Source organism: Bradyrhizobium sp. 21, assembly GCF_023073335.1.
GTDB lineage: Bacteria > Pseudomonadota > Alphaproteobacteria > Rhizobiales > Xanthobacteraceae > Bradyrhizobium.
This window is the reverse complement of the sequence record NZ_JADPJG010000035.1, coordinates 707,286-729,224: the sequence shown is the minus strand read 5'-3', so window position 1 is coordinate 729,224 and position 21,939 is coordinate 707,286. Positions and strand designations below refer to the sequence as shown.

Here is a 21,939-nt window from a genome sequence, read left to right as displayed (position 1 = left end):
TCATTGCGGGCAATGACGGTTGTTGCGCTACCTCCCGATGATGACCCCGATCACGTTCGGCGCCGCCAGATATTTCTCCTCGATCGCTGCGCGCGCGGCGGCGCGGTTGTCCGCCGTGAGCAGGCCGCGCTTCTCGGCCAGGATCATCCAGCAAAAGCCCCACCAGTCGGTCAGCATGCCCTGGTCGTCGACGAGGTCGTAGCCCTGTTCGGCTGCGAAGATGCGCGCATGCGCCTCGTCCAGCGTGTCGAGGAATAGATGATCCTCGACCGAGAACAGATCGTCGCTGATGTCGTCGATGGTGTAGCCCCAGATCGACTGGCACACGGCGTTGAACTCGCGGTCGAACTGGTCGTCGTCGACGGCGTACCGCCGCGCCGCCTGATGCAGCCGCGACAGCGAGCGCGCGAAATCGGCGATCCGGGTGAGGGCAAATTGATCGAAGGCAATGGTGGACATGTAGTCCTCGCAAAGTCTGACGGACGCTAGATATTGTGTCGGCCACGCGCCGAATCACAATGATATATCAAAGACTTGCTAAAGTGTTCTTAATTTGTTCTGATCGCCCTATCGGAAATCCGACGGGCCCATACGAAGTCGTCGTCCTGGCGAAAGCCAGGACCCATTACCCCGGTCAGCGTTGTTTTTGCGAGCTTGAGCCCCATGAGCACAGGCAGCTACTATGTCTACATTCTCACGAGCCGTCATCACGGCACGATCTATATCGGCGTTACCAACGACATCCGTGCCAGGCTTGAGTTGCACCGCTCGGGTCGTGGCTCCAAGTTCGTACAGAAGTACAAAATCTTCCGTCTCGTTCACGTCGAAACCTTCGCGACACTGCAGGAGGCAATCGCCCGCGAGAAACAACTGAAGGTCTGGAAGCGCGATTGGAAGATCAAGTTGATCCAGGAGGAAAACCCTGACTGGAATGACCGATCGGGCCGCCTCTGACAGTTGGGGTAATGGGTCTTGGCTTTCGCCAGGACGACATCGTGGAGGCAATCTGAACTCCCTTCACATCGCCGACATCAACCTGTCCCCGCACGCGCTTGCATAAAATTTCCCGCCGCACTGCCGCTTGATGGCGGCGCAGCGGGCGGCTGGCGAGGCGTTTTGCGGAACGGTGAAGCCGCAGCTCAGGCCGTCGGCGCTGCGGCCCGGCTTGCCGGCGGCGAAGGCGGCGCTGGAAGCGGTGATGCAGACGACGAGGAAGGTCGCGGCGGCGATTTCGATCAGCAGTCTCATCAGAGGTCGCATCAGAACTGTCATGGGACGTTTCCTCCACACTGATGGCTGAATCTGCCGCCATTCTAGCACCGAATCCACGTTTCCCCGTATGCGTCCGGGTACCCAAGTCGGCCCGTTCCTTGCATAATTTTACGCCAGCGCAGTGCACGGCCGCACCAGCGATGGTTCCGGTACAAGGGCAAGATGCGTAGGGTGAGTAGTAGTCTATCGACCAGGAAGTGACGGCTTTGCAAGAATCATCGTTCCAGCCCAATTTCCCCGCCCCCGGCCAGCCCATCGACGAACTCGCGCTGGCCGAGATCAAGGGCGCGATCCTGGCGAAGCTGCGCCTGACTGTCGGCAAGGACGCAGGGATGGCGACCCGGCACGACTGGTACCAGGCCGCAGCGCTCGCATTGCGCGACCGCATCGTGCATCGCTGGCTGAGCGCCGAGAAGCGCAGCTACGATGCCGGGCGCAAGCGCGTCTATTATCTCTCGCTTGAATTTTTGATCGGCCGTCTCTTCACCGACGCGCTCAACAACATGGGGCTCCTGAAGATCTTCGAGGTCGCGCTCGGCGATCTCGGCGTGTCGCTGCCCGAGTTGCGCAAATGCGAGCCGGATGCGGCACTCGGCAATGGCGGCCTGGGCCGGCTTGCCGCCTGCTTCATGGAGAGCATGGCGACGCTGTCGATCCCCGCGATCGGCTATGGCATCCGCTACGATTACGGCCTGTTCCGCCAGATCATCAATCAGGGCTGGCAGCAGGAATATCCGGACGAATGGCTCGGCTTCGGCAACCCCTGGGAATTGCAGCGGCCGGAGGTGATCTACGACATCAATTTCGGCGGCGGCATCGAGCATGTCGACGACAAGGGCCGCGACCGCGCGATCTGGCATCCGTCCGAGATCGTGCAGGCGATCGCCTATGACACGCCGATCGTCGGCTGGCGCGGCCAGCACGTCAACGCGCTGCGGCTGTGGTCGGCGCGCTCGCCCGATCCGTTGAAGCTCGACGCCTTCGACAAGGGCGACTATGTCAGCGCCAGCGCCGAGCAGTCGCGCGCGGAGGCGATCTGCAAATTCCTCTATCCGAACGACGAGAGCCCGGCGGGTCGCGAGCTGCGCCTGCGCCAGGAATATTTCTTCGTCTCGGCCTCGCTCCAGGATCTCATCAAGCGGCATCTTGCGTCGGACGGCCAGCTTCGCAGCCTGTCGAGCAAGGTCGCGGTGCAGCTCAACGACACCCATCCGAGCCTCGCCGTCACCGAGCTGATGCGCATCCTCGTCGATTTGCACAATTTCCGCTGGGACGAGGCCTGGAAGATCACAGTCGCGACGCTGTCCTACACCAACCACACGCTGCTGCCGGAAGCACTGGAGACCTGGCCGGTCGAGCTGTTCGAGCGGCTGCTGCCGCGCCATCTCGAGATCATCTATCGCATCAACGTCCAGCATCTCGCGCTTGCGGAAGCGCGCGCGCCCGGCGACATCGATTTCCGCGCCTCGGTCTCGCTGATCGACGAGAGGAGCGGCCGCCGCGTGCGCATGGGCCAGCTCGCCTTCGTCGGCTCGCATCGCATCAACGGCGTCTCGGCGATGCATTCGGATTTGATGCGCGAGACCGTATTCCACGATCTCAACCATCTCTATCCCGGCCGCATCACCAACAAGACCAACGGCATCACCTTCCGCCGCTGGCTGATGCTGGCGAATCCGCGGCTGACCGATTTGTTGCGCGAGGCCTGCGGCGATGCCGTGCTCGACGATCCGACGCAGCTCAGCCTGATCGAGGCGCGTGCCAGCGACGTCGAATTCCAGAAGAAGTTTCGCAGCGTCAAGCTTCACAACAAGACCGCGCTGGCGCGCCTGATCGGCGAACGGCTCGGCATCAAGGTCGACCCGAATGCGCTGTTCGACGTGCAGATCAAGCGCATCCACGAATATAAACGCCAGCTGCTCAACGTCATCGAGACGGTCGCGCTGTACCAGGCGATCAAGGACGATCCCAACGGCAATTGGGTGCCGAGGGTCAAGATCTTCGCCGGCAAGGCGGCCGCGAGCTACAAATACGCAAAACTGATCATCAAGCTGATCAACGACGTTGCGGAAGTCGTCAACAACGATCCCGCGATCGGCGGCAAGCTCAAGGTCGTCTTCCTGCCGGACTACAATGTCAGCCTCGCCGAGGTGATCATTCCCGCGGCCGACCTGTCCGAGCAGATCTCGACCGCCGGCATGGAAGCCTCCGGCACCGGCAACATGAAGCTGTCGTTGAACGGCGCCCTCACCATCGGCACGCTCGACGGCGCCAACATCGAGATCCGTGACCATGTCGGCGCGGAGAACATCGCGATCTTCGGCATGGAAGCCGGCGACGTGATGATCCGGCGCAAGCAGGGGCTGGACGCTTCCGACGTGATCCGCAGATCGCCAAAGCTCCAGCGCGCCATCAATGCGATCGGCGCCGGCGAGTTCTCGCCCGGCGATCCCGGCCGTTTCGAATCCATCGCGCACGCGCTGCGCTATCTCGACCATTACATGGTCAGCGCCGACTTCGATTCCTATTACGACGCGCAGCGCAGCGTGGACGCGCGCTGGCAGGTGGCGCCGGCCTGGACGCGCGCCTCCATCCTCAATGTCGCGCGCATGGCGTGGTTCTCCTCGGATCGCACCATCCGCGAATATGCCGAGGAGATCTGGAACGTGCCGGTGAATCCGATCACGCCGCCATTCCAGGACGCGGAGGATCGGCGCGGGGCGACCGGCTGATTTTTCCGCAGCGTGAAATCGGCTGGGCCAGATGTAATTGCACAGGCCGGCGACGGACGTGATATGACGTCCGTCATTGAACGCCGGACATGACAATGCACGCCAAGCTCCCACATCCTTTCGACGACGCCACCCGCGTCACCCCCGGTGACTCAAGCTGGCAGGGGCACACCAGCGACGATTACTGGGCCTTTGTCGGCCCGTTCGGCGGCGCCACTGCCGCGACCATCTTGCGCGCGCTGATCGACCATCCGGAACGCGCCGGCGATCCGCTGGCGCTTACGGTCAATTACTGCGCGCCGATCGCGAAGGGCGATTTCGATCTCGACGTGCGGCTGGTGAAGGCCAACCGCTCCAGCCAGCACTGGAGCGTCGAGCTGTCGCAGGGCGGCGGCGAGGTGGCAACGCTCGCTACCGCCGTGTTCGCCGAGCGCCGGCCGTCCTGGGAGCACAGGGTGGCGCAATATCCGGATGCAAAGCCGTTCGAAGAGACGCTGCCGTTCCCGAAGATCGCGGCGTCCTGGGCCAACCAGTATGAATTCCGCTTCGTCGAGGGCGAGATGCGGATCGGCCCGCCCAAGTCCGAGCTCGCCAGCACCTATTCGAAGATCTGGATCGGCGACCGCACGCCGCGCAAGCTCGACATGCTGTCGCTGATGTCGATGTCGGACGCGTTCTTCGGCCGCATCTTCCACGCGCGGCGCGAGCTGGTGCCGTTCGGCACGGTGTCGCTGACGACCTATTTCCATACGGATAGCGACGAGCTCGCGGCCGAAGACATCACGCGTGTGCTCGCGACGGCTGACTCGAAGGTCATGCACAAGAGCTTTGCCGACCAGAACGCCGAGCTGTGGTCGCCGAATGGGCGGCTGCTCGCGACGTCGACGCAGATCGCGTATTTCAAGGCGTGATTTGCTGTCGTCCCGGCGAAGGCCGGGACCCATAACCACAGGGAGAAATTTGGCGAAGACCCGTAGTTGCCTTTTCTTCGCCGGTACCTGCACCGCACTCCCTTGATAGATCACGCGGTATGGATTCCGGCCTTCGCCGGGACGACAGCGAGCATGCGGCTTGCGCGGTGCCCGCAAACAAAAAGGGCGGCCTCTCGGCCGCCCCTTTCAATTCAAACTGCGTGAGCCTACTCCGCCGCGAGTTTCACGTCCGGGGCGGCGGCGCGGACCTCGGCGTCGACCTGGGCTTCGAACTTGGCAAAGTTCTTCTGGAACATCCCGACCAGCGCGCGGGCGGTCTTGTCGAACTCGTCCTTGTCCTTCCAGGTGTTGACCGGGTTGAGGATCTCGGCCGGCACGCCGGGCAGCGCGGTCGGGACCGCGAAGCCGAAATATTTGTCGGTGCGGAATTCGACGTTGCGAAGCGAGCCGTCGAGCGCGGCGGTGAGCAGCGCGCGCGTCACCTTGATCGGCATGCGCGAGCCCGTGCCGTATTTGCCGCCGGTCCAGCCGGTGTTGACCAGCCAGCAGTCCACATTGTGCTCGGCGATGAGGTCGCGCAGCATGTTGCCGTAGACGGAGGGATCGAGCGGCAGGAAGGGTGAGCCGAAGCAGGTGGAGAATTCCGGCTGCGGCTCGTTGCCGAGACCACGCTCGGTGCCGGCAACCTTGGCGGTGTAGCCGGAGAGGAAGTGATACATCGCCTGCGCCGGCGAGAGCTTTGCGATCGGCGGCAGCACACCGAAGGCGTCGGCGGCGAGCATCACCACGTTCTTCGGCTGCGGCGCGCGGCCGGTGCGCGAGGCATTCGGGATGAAGTCGAGCGGGTACGCCGAACGCGTGTTCTCGGTCTTTGAGCCGTCGTCGAAATCGACGACGCGGGTGTCCTCGTCGAGCACGCAGTTCTCAAGCACCGCGCCGAAGCGGGTCGACGCCGCGTAGATCTCGGGCTCGGCTTCCTTCGACAGCTTGATGCACTTGGCATAGCAGCCGCCCTCGAAATTGAAGACACCGTTCGGGCCCCAGCCGTGCTCGTCGTCGCCGATCAGCGTGCGGTTGGGATCGGCCGAAAGCGTGGTCTTGCCGGTGCCGGATAGGCCGAAGAAGATCGCGGCGTCGCCCTTGGCGCCGACATTGGCCGAGCAATGCATCGGCATCACGCCGCGCTCGGGCAGATAGTAGTTCAGCGTGGTGAAGACCGACTTCTTCATCTCGCCGGCATAGTAGGAGCCGGCGATCAACACGATCTTGCGGGCGAAGTCGATCGCGACGACGTTCTCGGACTTGCAGCCGTGGCGCTCCGGATCGGCGCGGAAGCTCGGCATGTCGATGATGGTGAGCTCCGGCGTGAAGCTCGTCAGCTCGACCGCCTCGGGGCGGATCAGCAGCGTGCGGATGAAAAGGGAGTGCCAGGCGAGCTCGGTGAAGACGCGAGTCTTGATGCGGTAGGCAGGATCGGCGCCGCCATAGAGATCCTGCGCGAACAGCGATTTGCCTTCGGCGTGCTTGAGGAAGTCCTGATAGAGCGTCTCGAACTGCTCGGCGGTGATCGACTGGTTGCCGGCCCACCACATCTTCTTGTCCGTGGTGGCGTCGCGCACCGTGAACTTGTCCTTCGGGCTGCGGCCGGTGAACTCGCCGGTATCGGCGCAGAGCGCGCCGTCGGCCGACAACACCGCCTCGCCCGCGGAGAGCGAGTGTTGATAGAGCTGCGGTGCACCGAGGTTCCAGTGAACCTGCTTGAGATTCCTTAAGCCGAATTTGTCGGCGCCGAAGGCACCGTTGCGCACGCCCGTCTCTTGCACGAAAAAATCCTCCTAGAACCCGCGACACTCAACGCGATCATGCTTTGGCGCCGTCGCGGTCACCGTGAATAGCAGGCCGTCCGGCCTCGGCTGGACGACCTAATACTGATGAACGCTGGCGTTGCCAAGCTGATCCCGCAGGATTTGGTTTATTCAAGGACCGCGCCAAACGTCGCGCATGTCAGCTCTGAGCAGGCGCGTCAAAAAATGACGAATGGTCGCGCAACCAAACGCATGTTTGAGCGTTCTACGGGGTTATTGCGTCGCACAATCCCAAGAACAATACCGCGGCCGTCCCTATCGTACCTCGCCTTCCCCGATCAGCGCGAACGGCCCCCACATGGCGGGATAGGCGTCGCGCGGTGACGAGGTGTCATCGACATACGCCAGCATCGCGCGGCGCAATGCTTCAGCACGTCCGAGTTTTGGTTCGTTCTTGAGCAGTTCGAAAGTCGAAATGGTCAAGCGGGTGGCAGCTTCCGAATCCACTGCCCAATGCGAGACCAGCAGCGCGCGTGCGCCGGCATAGAAGAACGAGCGCGCAAGTCCCGACAGGGCCTCGGCGCCGGGCTTGTCACCTGCGATGGTGTTGCAGGCCGACAGCACAACCCAATCCGCATTGAGCTTGAGCTGGGCAACTTCACTCGCGGTGAGCAGGCCGTCGTCGAGCTCCGTGGGCTGGTCGGGAATGGAGAGCGCGAGCGAAGGCTCGCCCAGACCCTTGATGTCGCCGGCGACGAGACCGTGGGTGGCAAAGTAGATGATGCTGTATTGAGCAAGCGCTGCACGCTTGAGTGTCGTTTCACTGGCATCGCGGCCGAGATGGATGTCGACCTCCGCCGCGCCGACATCCTTCGCCACCGCGTTCAGCTCGTCGGCGGTGTCGGGCAGTTGCGGCAGCGCCTGCGCAAGCCGCGCGCGATCGACGCCGGCGCCACGCCAGAAGTCGGTATAGGCAACGGTCGCGATGCTGCGCGCGGCGACCTTGCCGTTCGCGGCGCGCCGCTCGGCGGGCGCTTCCAGCGCGGGATTGAACACGGGATCGCCAAAGCCGGTCATCGGCTTCACGCCCCGATCTCTGCGCGCAAAGGCGCGAAGGGATTTCAGGCTGACCACCGACGGCAGCACCGAGACGGCCTGACGCCGCAGCAACCAGGCGGCGCCGCGATAGCCTTCGAACGTGTCCGGAATGGCAGCCCGCGGCTTCTCCGTGACGAGCAGATGAAACGGCAATGCGGTCAGGGCGGCCGACGGCACCACCAGCAGGCTGCGCTTGTCCTTCGTCAGGGCCTCGACCGGACCGAGCAGCGCGACATACAATTCATTGGCGAGCACGAGATCGAACAATCCGGATTTGCCCGAGGCATCGCGCGCCTTGCCGACATCGAGTCCTTTGCGGAATGCAGTCACCTTCTGCGTCAGCGCATCCGCGCCGAGCGGAATCGCCTTCCAGTCGACGCCCTCGCGCGTGATCGCGAGGACATAGCTCTGCTTGTCGACGACGGAGTAGAGCACCATCGCCTCATCGGCCGACAGAAGTGGCTGAATGTCCTTCACGGCAAGCGGCAGCGGATTGGAGAGCGCCGCGTAGTCGGGGAACTCGACCGCGAGCAATTTCTGCAAGCCCGCACGTTCGTTGGCAATCGTTGCAATCCGTGCGCGGCTGCGCTGCTCGGTTGCGAGATCACGCTGCGCGGATTGCTTCGACACCGCGGTGACGATCGCCTTGTCGAGGGTCTCGGACTCGGCCGCGAGATCCTGGTCCCGGCGCACCAGCTCGGCGAGCCGGTCGCTGCCCGCGGCAAGCCGCACCGCGAGCTTGTTCACGGCGGAGGCGGCGGAGGATTGCGTGCCGCGCTGGATCGCGGCGAGGGCCTCGTCCAGCGCCTTGTCGCCGGGCAGTAAATCCTGTTGGCGCGCGGCGAACAGGACCGGCAACACGACGCGCAACTGCGCGCGATCGCCCCGAAGCGTCTTTTCGGCGAACGGTAATGCGTCCGCGGTGCGCCCGGACATTTGGAGGAAATAAGCGAGATTGCTGGTCGAGGTCGCGACGTCAGGATGATCGGGCCCGAGCGCACGCTCGCGGATGACCAGCGCGCGGCGATAGAGCGGCTCGGCGTCGCCGTAGCGCTGCTGGTGCTCGTAGAGGCCGGCGAGATTGTTGAGGGAGCGGGCGACGTCGGGATGATCCGGTCCCAGCACCTTCTCCCGGATCGCGAGCGAGCGCTTGATCGGCGCTTCCGCGTCCCCATCGCGGTTGAGATCGCGATAGACCTGGCCGAGATTGTTCAGGACGGTGGCCACCGCCGGATGCTCGGGGCCGCCGACCTTCTGGTAGATGGCGAGCGCCCGCTGAAACAGCGGCTCGGCGTCCGCATAGTGCTGCTGTTTCACGTAGAGTGTGGCGAGGTTGTTGAGCGACTGGCCGACATCGGGATGCTCGCGCGACAGCCCCTTCTCGCGAACCGCGAGCGCGCGCTTGAACAGCGGCTCGGCCTCGGCAAAGCGACTCTGCCGCTGGTAGAGCGCGGCGAGATTGGTCAGTTCGGCTCCAATCAGCGGGGTTTCGAGACCGAGCGACTTTTCCATCAGCACGATGGCGCGCTTGTAGAGCGGCTCCGCCAGATCGTCGTGCCCCTGACCGGCATGGACCTGGCCGAGGTTGTTCAGCGCAGCGGCGAGTTCGCGACCGGTGTCGCTCTTCTCCAGGCTCGCGACCATGCCCTGCGCCAAAGGCAGTGCTTCCGAATATCTGCCGGCGCTCATGAGTGAGTTGATCCGCGCGCCCTCCACGGCGAGACCTTTCTGCGCAAAACTGGTGGTGACAAGCGATGCGGTGATCGCGAGCGCCAGACCCGCAACCAGCGTCAGTCGATGACATCCTGCCATGAACACTCTCGCTGCCGCCTTCAGACCGGTTACGGTACCGATTACGAACTTGGGTCGCGGCGACGGGCAGCAGCGTTCAATTTGTTGCGCGCGCTTCGCCAGCGAGGCGGACCAGCATCTTGCGCAACGCCGTGCCATCAGCCACCCGCTCCGGGAAGTCCAGCCGCAGCGCGGTCTGGCCGTCCTGCATGTCGAGGCCCTCAGGATCGCAACCGGTGCAGCGCCAGTCGCCCTCGGCCGCGCCGAGCAGTTTTGTTGCATAGAGGCCCATGGCGTCGCGGTGGTCGGCATTCAGGTGCGCGACTGCCCCCTCCTCCACTGCCAGCAAATCCTCGGCCCCAATAAGGTCCGTCAGGAATTGCTCGGGCTTGAGGTCGACGATGCGGCCGAAGCCGGCGACCAGATGGGTTGCGGTGGGCCGGACCCGGAAGAAGGAGAAATCCTTAAAGGAAACAAAAGCTTCCGCCGACGGATGGGCATTGAGATACCGTCGCCGGAGCAGATCCTTGTCGGCATCGGCCGGTTCGGCGTGGCCGGACAGCATGATCCGGGCCCCCTCCAGGGGATCGCCGGCCGCGCGTTCGTCCAGCATCAGGGAGACCCGGCTGTCTGCCAGGATGTTCCTGGTGTGCACGGCCAATCCCGAGATCAGCAGGATGGGCGAGCCGTCCGGATGGCTGGCCAGATTGACCAGGGAACAATAGGGATCGCCGCTGCCGGCCATCAGCGTCGCCAGCGCCCCCTGCCGCGACCGCCGCAGCAGCGATTTGGCAAGCTTTCCGGGGTCGAAATCGGGGGTCGGTTGCATCGGCTTTCTCGGGTCAGGTGGTTGCATGGAGGCCCTTTTTTCGGGTAAACCGGGGCCTGGTTATGGGTCGGGATGCGGCGAATCTGCCGTGTTTCGTGGAACTTGGTCACACTTCAGCCTAGCTTGCATTGCTCGGTGACAAGGTTCGAACGCCAATTCGGCACCCATGTATGCGGCGCATCAGTGGATTGCTCGCCGTTTCAAGCCACGACCCAGAACGGAAAGCAGAAAGCAGAGGCTCATGCCCACAATCGCTTTGGTCGACGACGACCGCAACATTCTCACATCCGTCTCGATCGCGTTGGAGGCCGAAGGCTACCGCATCATGACCTACACCGACGGCGCCTCCGCGCTTGACGGTTTCCGCACCACTCAGCCCGACCTTGCCATCCTCGACATCAAGATGCCGCGCATGGACGGCATGGAGACGCTGCGCCGGCTGCGACAGAAATCCGACCTGCCGGTGATCTTCCTGACGTCCAAGGACGAAGAGATCGACGAGCTGTTCGGCCTCAAGATGGGCGCCGACGATTTCATCCGCAAACCGTTCTCGCAGCGCCTGCTGGTCGAGCGCGTCAAGGCCGTCCTGCGCCGTTCGGCGCCGAAGGATCCGACCGTCACGCCGAAGGAGAACGACGCCAAGGCGCTCGACCGCGGCCTGCTGCGCATGGATCCGGAACGGCATACCTGCACCTGGAAGAACGAGCCGGTGACGCTGACCGTCACCGAATTCCTGATTCTCCAGGCGCTCGCGACCCGGCCCGGCGTGGTGAAGAGCCGCAACGCGCTGATGGACGCCGCCTATGACGACCAGGTCTATGTCGACGACCGCACCATCGACAGCCACATCAAGCGGCTGCGCAAGAAGTTCAAGGTGGTCGACAACGAGTTCGAGATGATCGAGACGCTCTACGGCGTCGGCTACCGCTTCAAGGAAGCCTGAGGCGCAGGCGCCTTCACGAAAGGCGCCTTCGCGAAAGACTGAGAGCATCGCCGGTTCTGATTCCATCACGACCGGGATGGCTCTGAAGCGCGATGAGATTGGATGAACGGTCATCGCGCTTTAGGTTATTGTTGGAGCATGATCTTTTCGGAAAACCGCTGCACGCTTTTCCGGATCATGCTCTAGGATGCGGGGACCCTTTCGCACGAGTTGTCCTAACGCGGGCGTGAGCATTGCTTGACCGAACGCAGCCTGACGAGAACCAGAACGCCGGGGATGTCGCATCCCACGGCGTTGCGGATCAATTGGCCGAGGACAAGCCGGCCGTGCAAGGCTGGCGGCCGCTGACCTGGCTGAAACGCGCCGGCCAGTTCTTCTTCGCGCTGTCCTTCTCGAGCCTGACCCGCCGCATCGTCTCGCTCAACCTCGCCGGCCTCGTCGCGCTGGTGGCGAGCATCCTCTATCTCTCGCAATTCCGCGCCGGCCTGATCGACGCGCGCGCGCAGAGCCTCCTGGTGCAGGCGGAGATCATCGCCGGCGCGATCGCGGCCTCCGCGACGGTGCAGACCAATGCCATCACCATCGATCCCGACCGGCTGCTCGACCTCAAGCCGGGCGAGACCTATGGCGGGTCGGACGAGTATTCGCCGCTGGATTTTCCGATCAATCCCGAACGCGTGGCGCCGGTGCTGCGCACGCTGATCTCGCCGACCAAGACGCGGGCCCGCATCTACGACCCGAACGGCAGCCTGCTGGTCGACAGCCGCAGCCTCGAGACCGTGGTGCGCTTCCCCCTGCCGTCGCTCTCCGCCGAGAAGCCGGGCATCGTCGAGCGCGGCATGGTCGCGGTCCGCACCTGGCTGAACCGCGGCGACCTGCCGCTCTATCGCGAGCTCGGACCCGAGAACGGCAACGGCTATGCGGAGGTGGGCGACGCGCTCCAGGGCCAGAAGCGCTCGATGGTGCGGGTCAATGCGCGCGGCGAGGTGATCGTCTCGGTCGCGGTCCCCGTGCTGCGCTCGCGCGCCATCCACGGCGCGCTGATGCTGTCGACGCAGGGCGACGACATCGACCAGATGGTCACCGCCGAGCGCCTCGCCATCCTCAAAGTGGGCGGCGTCGCCGCCGCGGTCATGATCATGCTGTCGCTGCTGCTCGCCAGCACGATCGCAGGGCCGGTTCGCCGGCTCGCTGACAGCGCCGAGAGCGTCCGCCGCCGCATCAAGGCCCGCATCGAGATTCCCGACTTCACCCGCCGCCGCGACGAGATCGGCCATCTCTCCGGCGCGCTGCGCGACATGACCAGCGCGCTCTACAGCCGCATCGAGGCGATCGAGATGTTCGCCGCCGACGTCGCGCACGAATTGAAGAACCCTCTGACCTCGCTGCGCTCCGCGGTCGAGACGTTGCCGCTGGCCCGCAACGAGAACAGCCGCGCGCGCCTGCTCGAGGTGATCGAGCATGACGTCAAGCGGCTCGACCGCCTGATCTCTGACATCTCCGACGCCAGCCGCCTCGATGCCGAACTTCAGCGCCAGGATGCGATCCCGGTCGACCTGCGCCGCCTGCTGACGACGCTCGTCTCCGTCGCCAACGAAACCAAGCTCGGCCATGACGTCGCGGTCGAAACCCGCTTCGAGGGCCGCAGCCCGACCGACAGTTTCGCCGTGACCGGCCACGATTCGCGGCTCGGACAGGTGGTCTCCAACCTGGTCGCGAACGCACAATCCTTCTCCGAGCCCGGCAACAAGGTGCGCCTCACCTGCCGCCGTGTGCGCGGGGAGATCGAGATCGTGGTCGACGACGACGGCCCCGGCATTCGCGACGACGCGCTGGAGCGCATCTTCGAGCGCTTCTACACCGACCGACCTCACCAGGGCTTTGGCCAGAACTCCGGCCTCGGCCTTTCGATCTCCAAGCAGATCGTCGACGCCCACGGCGGACGCATCTGGGCGGAGAACCGCCCTGGCCCGGCGGATGCGGACGGAGCGCCGACTGTTATCGGCGCGCGCTTCGTGGTGAGGCTGCCGGCGCTATGAGCCAAGGCAGCTTGAACGACGGCAGCTTGAACGAAGGCGGCCCAAGTATTCACGCCTCCGCGGTCAGGATCGGACATCTGGCGGTGCTGATCCGGGGACCCTCGGGCTCCGGCAAGTCGCGCCTTGCCTTCGATTTGATCATGGCGGGACGCAGCGGCGTGGTCGAAAGGGCCGTTCTGGTCGGTGACGACCGTGTCCATCTGGCGACAGTCGGCCGCGAAATTGAGGTCCGCCCGAGCAGCACATTGGCCGGCCTGATCGAGATCCGGGGGCTGGGAATCCGCCGCTGCGACTTCGTGGAGCGTGCGACCGTCGGTCTCGTGGTCGATCTGGACGCAGCCGACGCGGAAAGGCTGCCGCCGGCCGAATCCCTGAAAGCGAGCATTTTAGGTGTCGAAATACCGAGAATCCCGGTTAGCCGCGACTATTCGCCCCTCCCACTGGTTGTTGCGGCCTTGACCACTACCAAGAGTTCATCTTCCGTTAACCCTTCAGGCGATTGTTTGAAGGGAAATGGTAACCATATGAGTCCCACTATCGCGACCGAATAGACCGGCGCAGCTCCCCTCATCCATCCGTCTAGATTCAGGGAGATACGCAACATCCCCTCTTGCGCGGGGGCTCTGGATGGTCAAAGTGGCGCGTTCGTGCGGTGCACCAAAAGCGCCCGCGAGGAGTTTTCCGATGATTGGTCTAGTACTTGTGACCCACGGGCGCCTTGCCGACGAGTTCAAGGCAGCGCTTGAACATGTCATGGGCCCACAAAAGCAAATCGAAGCGATCACGATCGGCGCCGAAGATGATTCCGATCTCTGTCGAAGCGACATCATCGAGGCGGTTAACCGCGTCGATTCGGGCGACGGCGTTGCGATCCTCACCGACATGTTCGGCGGCACGCCGTCGAACCTCGCAATATCCTGCATGAGCCGGCCGAAGGTCGAGGTCCTCGCGGGCATCAACCTTCCCATGCTGGTGAAGCTCGCCAAGGTGCGCGAGGAGCGTCCGCTGCCCGACGCGATCGCGATGGCCCAGGAAGCCGGCCGCAAATACGTCACCATCGCCAGCCGCGTGCTCGCCGGCAAATGAGCGAGGAGGCGCCGCAAGCCGGGACGGGCGTGCCCGCGGGCGCGATCTCCAAAGACCTCCTGATCATCAACAAGCGCGGCCTGCACGCGCGCGCCTCCGCGAAGTTCGTCCAGGCCGTCGAGCGCTTCAACGCGCAAGTGTGGGTGACGCGCGGTGGCGAAACCGTCGGTGGCACCTCGATCATGGGCCTGATGATGCTCGCTGCCGGTCCCGGCACGACCATCACGGTGGCCGCCGCCGGCGACGAGGCGGAAGCCGCGCTCGCGGCGATCACCGAGCTCGTCGAAAGCAAGTTCAACGAGGAAGGGATTTAGGCTCTCGCCACGCGCTCAGCTGCGCTCCCTCGCCCCGTTCTTACGGGGCCGCGACGAGCTTCGCTCGCGCTGAGAGGGTTGGGGTGAGGGGCCTCTCTCCGCGCATGAGATCGCCGAGAGACCTGTACCCCCTCACCCGGATCGCAAGAGCGATCCGACCTCTCCCCGCAAGCGGGGCGAGGTTAAGAAGAGGTCACATCCCCGGCGGCGCGATGTAGATGTTCCAGCTCATCGATGGGCCGGCCTTGCCGTGGATGAAGCGGCGCGTCGTCATCACCATGCGCTCGGCCTTCGGCGCGGTCTCGGACACCCATTTCTCGAACGCGGGCAGACGGCCGTCGGTCGGATCGAACACACCGATGAAGCCGTATCTCTTGACGTCATCGGGCGAGGTCAGCCCGGAATCCCAGGCCTCGATCGGCACGAACGCGGCTGGGTGATCCGGGCTGTAAAACACCATCGGCTGGATCGATTCCATGGTGCCGGCGACGACCGCCCAGCGCGAGGCGAAGCGTGCGTGCCAGGCCTGGGTCAGCTCGCGCGCGAGATCCGAGCGCGCGCCATAGGTCGCCGTGTTGCCGGCATTGGCCCCCATCTCGCGCGCGGCGATCCAGGGCGAGGCAATGAGCGTGGCCACGCTGAGCACGAGCCAGATCGCGACGATATTGAACAGAGTCGCGCTCTGAACCCGCAACGCCGGGATCGCCACCAGCGCGAGCGGCACCAGGAAGAACAGCGAGATGCCCCAATCGGTCTTCATGTAGATGCTGAACACCAGCGCACCGAGCGGCGGGCCGAATGCGACGATGATCTGGACGATCCAGACGTTCATCGCCTGCGAAAGGTTCACGCCGGAATTCGCGCCCCGCGCCCAGGCCCGCGTGATGATGCGCAACGGCGCGCGCAAAAGCAGCGTGAGCCAATGCGGCACCAGCGCCATCGCCAGCGCGGCCAGCGCCACCGGCAGAGCCAGCAGCGCGAAATTATGCAGGACATAACCGGACACGAGCTGATGCACCTGGCCGCTGTCCTCGATGCTGTAGGTGTCGCCGGCATAGGTCAGCGGCACGAAATGCGCCTCCGCCAGCCAGACGATGTGCGGGATCATCGCCACCGCCATCGTCACGATCGCAATCCATGGCGCCGGCGACGACAGGAATTGCAATCGCTGCGGATGGATCAGCGCGGCAAGTCCGATGGCGCCGATCATGGTCAGCACCCAGTATTTGGTCATCAGCGCCAGCGCGCCGGCAAGTCCGAGCAGGACTCCGGATCGCCAGCTCCGCTTCTCGAACGCGTTGAGATAAGCGAGCACGAGGAGCGGCAAGGTGACGAGCTGGAGCAGGTCCGGGTTGTACTTGAAGCCCTTGAAATTGAAGATCGGGTAGAGCGCGATCATCACCACGACCAGGAATGCGCGCCGCGCATCCACCACGCGCAGCGCGACGAGCCAGCAGATCACCATGCCGACGCTGACGGTCGCCATCGCCAGCGCATAGGTCGCCCAGTCCGTCGGCGGGAACACCGTGAACCAGAGGCCGGCGACCCAGCCCGACAGCGGCGGGTGCTTGCCATAGCCCCACAGGAATTTCTGCCCCCAGCCCCAGGCTTCTGCGACATCCATGTGAATGTCCTGCGCGGCCTTCAGATTGATCAGGATGAAGGTCCAGAGCACCGCATGCAGGATGGCAAGCTGGATCACCAGCCAGAGGCGCGCCTCCGGCCGGATGGCGCTGGCAACCAGCCAGGCCCGAAAGCGGGCATAGCTCACCCGGGTCTTCGTGCGCGCGCGGGCAGACGGGATCGAGGTTGTCGGCATGGGCCTGGACATGGGCCGTTGCGTAGCGCGTTTTGGGCCTTGGTGGAATCAGCTTGGCGTGAACAAAGACCCTGAAAATACAGCAATATGGTTGCCGCACGGGGATGTGAGTGGTATCCCGCGCCCATGACGACCGTCCCCATTTCCAACATCCGCAATTTCTCCATCGTCGCCCATATCGACCATGGCAAATCGACGCTGGCCGACCGCCTGATCCAGATGACCGGTGGCCTCTCCGACCGCGAGATGGCGGGCAAGGAGCAGGTGCTCGATTCCATGGACATCGAGCGCGAGCGCGGCATCACCATCAAGGCGCAGACGGTCCGGCTGAAATACCACGCCAAGGACGGCAAGGATTACATCTTCAACCTGATGGACACGCCGGGCCATGTCGACTTCGCCTACGAAGTCTCGCGCTCGCTGGCGGCCTGCGAAGGTTCCCTGCTGGTGGTCGACGCCAGCCAGGGCGTGGAAGCGCAGACGCTCGCCAACGTCTACCACGCGCTCGACGCCGGTCACGAGATCGTGCCGGTCCTCAACAAGGTCGACCTGCCCGCAGCCGAGCCCGAGAAGATCAGGCAGCAGATCGAGGACGTGATCGGCATCGACGCGTCCGACGCGGTGATGATCTCCGCCAAGACCGGCCTCGGCGTTCCCGACGTGCTGGAGGCCATCGTCACCCGCCTGCCGCCGCCGAAGGGCGATCGCGATGCGACGCTGAAGGCGCTGCTGGTCGACAGCTGGTACGACGTCTATCTCGGCGTCGTCGTGCTGATCCGCGTCGTCGACGGCGCGATGAAGAAGGGCAGCCGCATCCGCATGATGGGCACGGGCGCCGCCTATGACATCGAACGCGTCGGCTTCTTCACGCCGAAGATGACGCAGGTCGACGAGCTCGGCCCCGGCGAGATCGGCTTCATCACCGCCGCGATCAAGGAAGTCGCCGACACCCGCGTCGGCGACACCATCACCGACGACAGGAAGCCGGTCACGGACATGCTGCCGGGCTTCAAGCCGGCCATCCCCGTGGTGTTCTGCGGCCTGTTCCCCGCGGATGCCGATGATTTCGAAACGTTGCGCGCGGCGATGGGCAAGCTGCGCCTCAACGATGCCAGCTTCTCCTACGAGATGGAGACGTCGGCCGCGCTCGGCTTCGGTTTCCGCTGCGGCTTCCTCGGCCTGTTGCACCTGGAGATCATCCAGGAACGGCTGTCGCGCGAGTTCGATCTCAATTTGATCGCGACCGCGCCGAGCGTGATCTACAAGATGGCGCTGACCGATGGGCAGGAAATCTCCATTCACAACCCCGTCGACATGCCGGACGTGGTCAAGATCGCCGAGATACAGGAGCCCTGGATCGAGGCCACGATCCTCACGCCCGACGAATATCTCGGCAGCGTGCTCAAGCTATGCCAGGACCGCCGCGGCTCGCAGAAGGAGCTGACTTATGTCGGCTCGCGCGCGATGGTGAAATACGATCTGCCGCTGAACGAGGTCGTGTTCGACTTCTACGACCGCCTGAAATCGGTCTCCAAGGGCTACGCCTCGTTCGACTATCATCTCACCGACTACAAGCCGGCGGATCTCGTGAAGATGCAGATCCTGGTCAACAACGAGCCGGTCGATGCGCTCTCCATGCTGGTCCATCGCACCCGCGCGGAAGGGCGCGGCCGCGCCATGGTCGAGAAGATGAAGGAGCTGATCCCGCCGCACATGTTCCAGATCCCGATCCAGGCGGCGATCGGCGGCAAGGTGATCGCCCGCGAAACGGTCCGCGCGCTGCGCAAGGACGTCACCGCAAAATGCTACGGCGGCGACATCACGCGCAAACGCAAACTTCTGGAGAAGCAGAAGGAAGGCAAGAAGAAGATGCGGCAGTTCGGCAAGGTCGACATCCCGCAGGAAGCTTTCATTGCCGCGCTGAAGGTGGATAGCTGAGGCGAGTACTTCGGGCTTGACGGGGTGGTCGGGCCTAAGCCATTCATGGCCGGACAATAAAAAACGCGAAAACAACCCCATGCACAGTAGCCGGCCCTTTGTTGGCATTGGGGTTTTTCGCTTTTTGCGAAACCCGTTTGACTCGTCGGGCAAAACACGGGCATGATGTCACCATGGCAGCGGCTGCAGCGGCAGAGGGTGGCGTCCCAGCAAACCACTCCGTCACGTTCGTACTCATAGCCCGGATACCTCCAGAGGGCGTCAGAGCGTTTCGAGCCTACGAGGATGCCGTCCTGCCGCTGTTGCCTGAGTTCAACGGATGTCTGGAGCGTCGTCTTTGCAGTCCGGACGGCACCGTCGAGCTGCACATCATCAGCTTCACCTCCCATGCGGATTTTCAAAATTACCGGAACGATCCCCGGCGGACAATGCACGCCGGGCTGTTGGAGCAATCATCTGCGATACTGGAATTGCTCCCGATGGCGAACGTGTAACGTGTGTGACGCAGGCACGGGACGTCAGCCTCTGGCAAAGGTATGTCGTGCAATGCCGCGATCGACCCTTTCCATTATCGGATGATTATTCGCTCGGGGTCGGTCGCAACTGTCCAAGTGGTATTCAGTTCTTGCAACCGAGGTCGCTGCGGCGACGTTATGTGGTATCCCTGCAAAGCAGCAGGCTTTTGATCTCCGACCGGCAGCAGAAATGTCCTCGTCCGACGGTACAAGTGCAACCAGTGATACGGCCCGCCGACAGCGGAGAAGGAGCAACGCCTTGCTCCTGGCCTTGGCCGTTGGATTCCTTGTTTTCGGCGCCGCGGCGGGCGCGCTGTACTACGCGTTGCGGCCGGTCACCCTCCGGATTGCTGTCGGACCGCCGGGAAGCGACGATCACAAATTGATCGAGGCGGCGGCGGAGGCCTTCGCCAGCGAAAGCAGGACCGTCAGGCTGTCGCTGATCACGACCGACGGCGCGGTCGAAGCTCTTGCCCTGCTTCGGGCCGGCAAGGCCAACCTTGCGGTCGGTCGTGGCGATCTGGAGATGCCGGCCGACGCGCAGGCCGTCGCCATCGTGCGCAAGAACTTCGTCGTGCTGTGGTCGCCTTCCGGACTTGCGGGCAAGAGCTCCAAGAGAAAGCCCGCGGCGAAGATCAAGGAGGTCGGCGATCTCGCAGGCCACAGGGTCGGCGTCATCGGCCGGACGCCGGCAAACGCCGCGTTGCTGCGCGTCATCCTGAGCGCCTCCGGGGCGGAGGCGGACAAGGTCGCGGTCACGCAATTTGGCACGGACCAGATCGAGGCGATGGCGCGCGACCCGACCCTTGATGCCTTCATGGCGGTCGGTCCGCTCGACAGCAAAATTACCTCCGACGCCATCGCTGCGACAGCGAGGGGGCGAGGCGAGCCGAAGTTTCTCGCGATCGATGCATCGGAAGCCATCGCCCTGAAGCATCCGCGGTATGAATCCGAGGAAATCCCACCCAGTGTCTTCAACGCCGACCCGGCTTGGCCGGATGACAAGGTCGAGACGGTCAGCGTCAACCATCTCATCGTGGCACAAAAGGCTTTGTCCGAGACGACAGTGGCGACATTTTTCCGGCAACTGTTCGCCGTCCGTCAGGTGATCGCCCGGCGGGCGCCCGGCGCTGCGCACATCACCAAGCCGGACACCGAGAAAGACGCCGAGCTGCCGGTGCATCGCGGAGCGGCAGCCGTGATCGACGGCACCGAACGTACCTTTCTGGATCGGTACGGCGATTACTTCTGGTTTGCGCTCCTGCTTCTCTCCGGCATCGGTTCGGCCGGCGCCTGGTTGCGTCACTATCTGAATCGAGACGAAAGGGACGAGAATATCAGCCATCGCAAGCGAATCCTGGCGATGGTTTCCGGGGTCCGCACCGCGGAATCCAACCAGAAACTCCTGGCGATGCAACGCGAGGTCGACGCCATCATAAGTGAAGCGCTCGCATGCTACGATGACGGCGCGATCGAGGAAGAGGAACTGGCGGCCTTTGGCCTGGTGCTCGAACTGTTCAACCATGCCGTTGACGAGAGGCGCGCGGAATTGCAAGCGGGCTCGCTTGAGCCTGTTCGCGGCGCGGCAGGAGGCCGCGGCCTCACGTCAAGATGACGGAGCCACGTGAAACATGTCACCACGATTGCCGCCGACGTCGGCCGTTAAGGAGAGACCGGACAGCTCGTAGGATGGGTTGAGCTCTTGCGAAACCCATGGTCCTGATGGGCGAGACGCGGCATCTGGCGGCCTTGTCAGCCCGATCCGATTGTGAGGATGAAGCTCGATGGGTTTCGCTTCGCTCTACCCATCCTACGCGCTTCGCCACGTCTTCAATGGCGATCATGCGAAAGCTGCCGTCGCCGACACCGCGTCATTCGTCGTTCACCGCGTCTTCGCCGCGAGCGCGATGCCGTCCGTCCGGACCAGCTTCAGCGACTTGACCATCGTGTCCGTCGTCGCCTTGTAGGTCTTGAAGTGTTGGGATTCGAGGTGCGATTTATAGGCCTCGACGTCGCGATAGATCTCGAACACTCTCACCTTCGTCGGGTTGTCCTTTTCGGATAGGGCATACAGCGCCAGGACGCCCGGCTCGACGCGGACCGCCGTTTCGATGTGTTCCTTGACCGCCGCCTTGTAGGCTTCGAGTTGAGCGGGATCGATTTCGATCTCGGCGACCTGAATATACTGGCCCGGCGTCTCCTGGGCTGTGGCAGACGGTCCCAGGCTAGAAGCCAGCATGGATGCGCCCAAAATCAGAAGATGCTTCGTGTTCATCGTTACCTCCTGCGCGGCGCCAACGACATGGGCGGCATCGCATCTCGTCAGGGTATCAACTCACTTGCGGTATTGCTCGTCGCTGACTTTCTCGAGCCAGTCGACATTCTTGCCGCCGATGGATTCCTGAATCGCGATGTGCGTCATCGCAGTGGTAAGCGAAGCGCCATGCCAGTGCTTCATATCAGGTGGAAACCACACGACGTCGCCCGGCCTGATCTCCTCGACCTGCCCCCCTTCACGCTGCACCCAACCGAGCCCGGCGGTGACGATCAGCGTCTGCCCCAGGGGATGCGTATGCCAAGCGGTACGAGCACCGGGTTCGAAGGTAACCTGGGCGGCGCCGACGCGGGCGGGATCCGGCGCCTGGAAGAGCGGATCGACCCGCACCGTACCGGTGAACCAGTCTTGCGGGCCCTTCTGGGAAGGACGAGAGCCGTTCCTCTTGATGTCGATGTCCATAGGAAACTCCCTTGGTTGTTCGAACGTGAGCGCCCGCGTCCGACGAACATTGATCGTAGCGGCAGCGCCGCCGCCGATGATCACGCCCC

At 63.7% G+C, this 21,939-nt stretch carries 19 protein-coding genes; 11 read left to right on the top strand and 8 right to left on the bottom strand.

Annotation, left to right across the window (positions count from 1 at the left end):
- Positions 1-27: 27 nt before the first annotated feature.
- Positions 28-459, bottom strand: coding sequence for a hypothetical protein (locus tag IVB31_RS32080; protein ID WP_247332037.1), 432 nt, complete (start codon positions 457-459; stop codon positions 28-30).
- Between the two features lie 204 nt (positions 460-663).
- Between IVB31_RS32080 and IVB31_RS32075 the strand changes: the two genes are divergently transcribed.
- Positions 664-954, top strand: a complete 291-nt coding sequence (locus IVB31_RS32075; protein ID WP_247332036.1) for a GIY-YIG nuclease family protein — start codon at positions 664-666, stop codon at positions 952-954.
- Between the two features lie 63 nt (positions 955-1,017).
- Here the strand turns inward: IVB31_RS32075 and IVB31_RS32070 are convergent, their stop codons facing one another.
- Positions 1,018-1,272, bottom strand: coding sequence for a hypothetical protein (locus IVB31_RS32070; protein WP_247332035.1), 255 nt, complete (start codon positions 1,270-1,272; stop codon positions 1,018-1,020).
- A gap of 206 nt (positions 1,273-1,478) precedes the next feature.
- On the opposite strand from IVB31_RS32070, the gene IVB31_RS32065 reads away from it, so the two are divergent.
- Positions 1,479-4,004: a glycogen/starch/alpha-glucan phosphorylase gene (locus IVB31_RS32065; RefSeq protein WP_247332034.1), complete on the top strand. Its 2,526-nt coding sequence runs from the start codon at positions 1,479-1,481 to the stop codon at positions 4,002-4,004.
- Positions 4,005-4,099: 95 nt separating this feature from the next.
- Positions 4,100-4,915, top strand: a complete 816-nt coding sequence (locus tag IVB31_RS32060) for a thioesterase family protein (RefSeq protein WP_247332033.1) — start codon at positions 4,100-4,102, stop codon at positions 4,913-4,915.
- 227 nt (positions 4,916-5,142) lie between these two features.
- Here the strand turns inward: IVB31_RS32060 and IVB31_RS32055 are convergent, their stop codons facing one another.
- From IVB31_RS32055 to IVB31_RS32045, 3 genes are all read right to left on the bottom strand, one after another.
- Positions 5,143-6,759 (bottom strand): phosphoenolpyruvate carboxykinase, encoded by a 1,617-nt coding sequence (locus IVB31_RS32055; RefSeq protein ID WP_247332032.1) that lies wholly within the window; start codon positions 6,757-6,759, stop codon positions 5,143-5,145.
- A 297-nt stretch (positions 6,760-7,056) separates the two neighbouring features.
- Complete coding sequence (locus IVB31_RS32050; RefSeq protein WP_247332031.1) at positions 7,057-9,651, bottom strand: CHAT domain-containing tetratricopeptide repeat protein; 2,595 nt, start codon at positions 9,649-9,651, stop codon at positions 7,057-7,059.
- A 76-nt stretch (positions 9,652-9,727) separates the two neighbouring features.
- Positions 9,728-10,459 carry a DUF2470 domain-containing protein gene (locus IVB31_RS32045; protein ID WP_247332030.1) on the bottom strand — a complete coding sequence of 244 codons (732 nt, stop codon included), beginning with the start codon at positions 10,457-10,459 and terminating at the stop codon, positions 9,728-9,730.
- 241 nt (positions 10,460-10,700) lie between these two features.
- Here IVB31_RS32045 and IVB31_RS32040 point away from each other — a divergent pair, with 241 nt between their 5' ends.
- The 5 genes from IVB31_RS32040 to IVB31_RS32020 all read left to right on the top strand — a co-directional run bounded on the left by IVB31_RS32040 (position 10,701) and on the right by IVB31_RS32020 (position 14,841).
- Complete coding sequence (locus IVB31_RS32040) at positions 10,701-11,402, top strand: response regulator transcription factor (RefSeq protein WP_007597749.1); 702 nt, start codon at positions 10,701-10,703, stop codon at positions 11,400-11,402.
- 233 nt (positions 11,403-11,635) lie between these two features.
- On the top strand, positions 11,636-13,441 hold the full coding sequence (locus IVB31_RS32035; protein WP_276576618.1) for a sensor histidine kinase: 1,806 nt from the start codon (positions 11,636-11,638) through the stop codon (positions 13,439-13,441).
- 26 nt (positions 13,442-13,467) lie between these two features.
- Positions 13,468-13,992, top strand: a complete 525-nt coding sequence (locus tag IVB31_RS32030) for an HPr kinase/phosphatase C-terminal domain-containing protein (protein ID WP_247332367.1) — start codon at positions 13,468-13,470, stop codon at positions 13,990-13,992.
- A 133-nt stretch (positions 13,993-14,125) separates the two neighbouring features.
- Entirely contained in the window at positions 14,126-14,527 is a 402-nt protein-coding gene (locus IVB31_RS32025) for a PTS sugar transporter subunit IIA (RefSeq protein ID WP_007597752.1), read from the top strand.
- Positions 14,524-14,841, top strand: a complete 318-nt coding sequence (locus IVB31_RS32020; RefSeq protein ID WP_247332029.1) for an HPr family phosphocarrier protein — start codon at positions 14,524-14,526, stop codon at positions 14,839-14,841. The genes IVB31_RS32025 and IVB31_RS32020 overlap by 4 nt, the downstream gene beginning before the upstream one ends.
- Before the next feature lie 193 nt (positions 14,842-15,034).
- Here IVB31_RS32020 and IVB31_RS32015 read toward each other — a convergent pair whose 3' ends face one another.
- A complete protein-coding gene (locus IVB31_RS32015; protein ID WP_346730904.1) occupies positions 15,035-16,660 on the bottom strand; it encodes a glycosyltransferase family 39 protein in 1,626 nt (541 codons plus the stop codon).
- A gap of 126 nt (positions 16,661-16,786) precedes the next feature.
- On the opposite strand from IVB31_RS32015, the gene lepA reads away from it, so the two are divergent.
- The 3 genes from lepA (at position 16,787) to IVB31_RS32000 (ending at position 20,728) form a co-directional block, all read left to right on the top strand.
- Positions 16,787-18,598, top strand: coding sequence for a translation elongation factor 4 (lepA, locus tag IVB31_RS32010; RefSeq protein ID WP_247332027.1), 1,812 nt, complete (start codon positions 16,787-16,789; stop codon positions 18,596-18,598).
- Between the two features lie 173 nt (positions 18,599-18,771).
- Positions 18,772-19,092 (top strand): hypothetical protein, encoded by a 321-nt coding sequence (locus IVB31_RS32005; RefSeq protein WP_247332026.1) that lies wholly within the window; start codon positions 18,772-18,774, stop codon positions 19,090-19,092.
- Between the two features lie 211 nt (positions 19,093-19,303).
- Positions 19,304-20,728, top strand: a complete 1,425-nt coding sequence (locus IVB31_RS32000; RefSeq protein WP_247332025.1) for a TAXI family TRAP transporter solute-binding subunit — start codon at positions 19,304-19,306, stop codon at positions 20,726-20,728.
- 267 nt (positions 20,729-20,995) lie between these two features.
- Here IVB31_RS32000 and IVB31_RS31995 read toward each other — a convergent pair whose 3' ends face one another.
- Both IVB31_RS31995 and IVB31_RS31990 read right to left on the bottom strand, forming a co-directional pair.
- Positions 20,996-21,388, bottom strand: a complete 393-nt coding sequence (locus IVB31_RS31995) for a putative quinol monooxygenase (RefSeq protein WP_247332024.1) — start codon at positions 21,386-21,388, stop codon at positions 20,996-20,998.
- A gap of 60 nt (positions 21,389-21,448) precedes the next feature.
- Positions 21,449-21,844: a cupin domain-containing protein gene (locus IVB31_RS31990; RefSeq protein WP_247332363.1), complete on the bottom strand. Its 396-nt coding sequence runs from the start codon at positions 21,842-21,844 to the stop codon at positions 21,449-21,451.
- Positions 21,845-21,939: the final 95 nt, after the last annotated feature.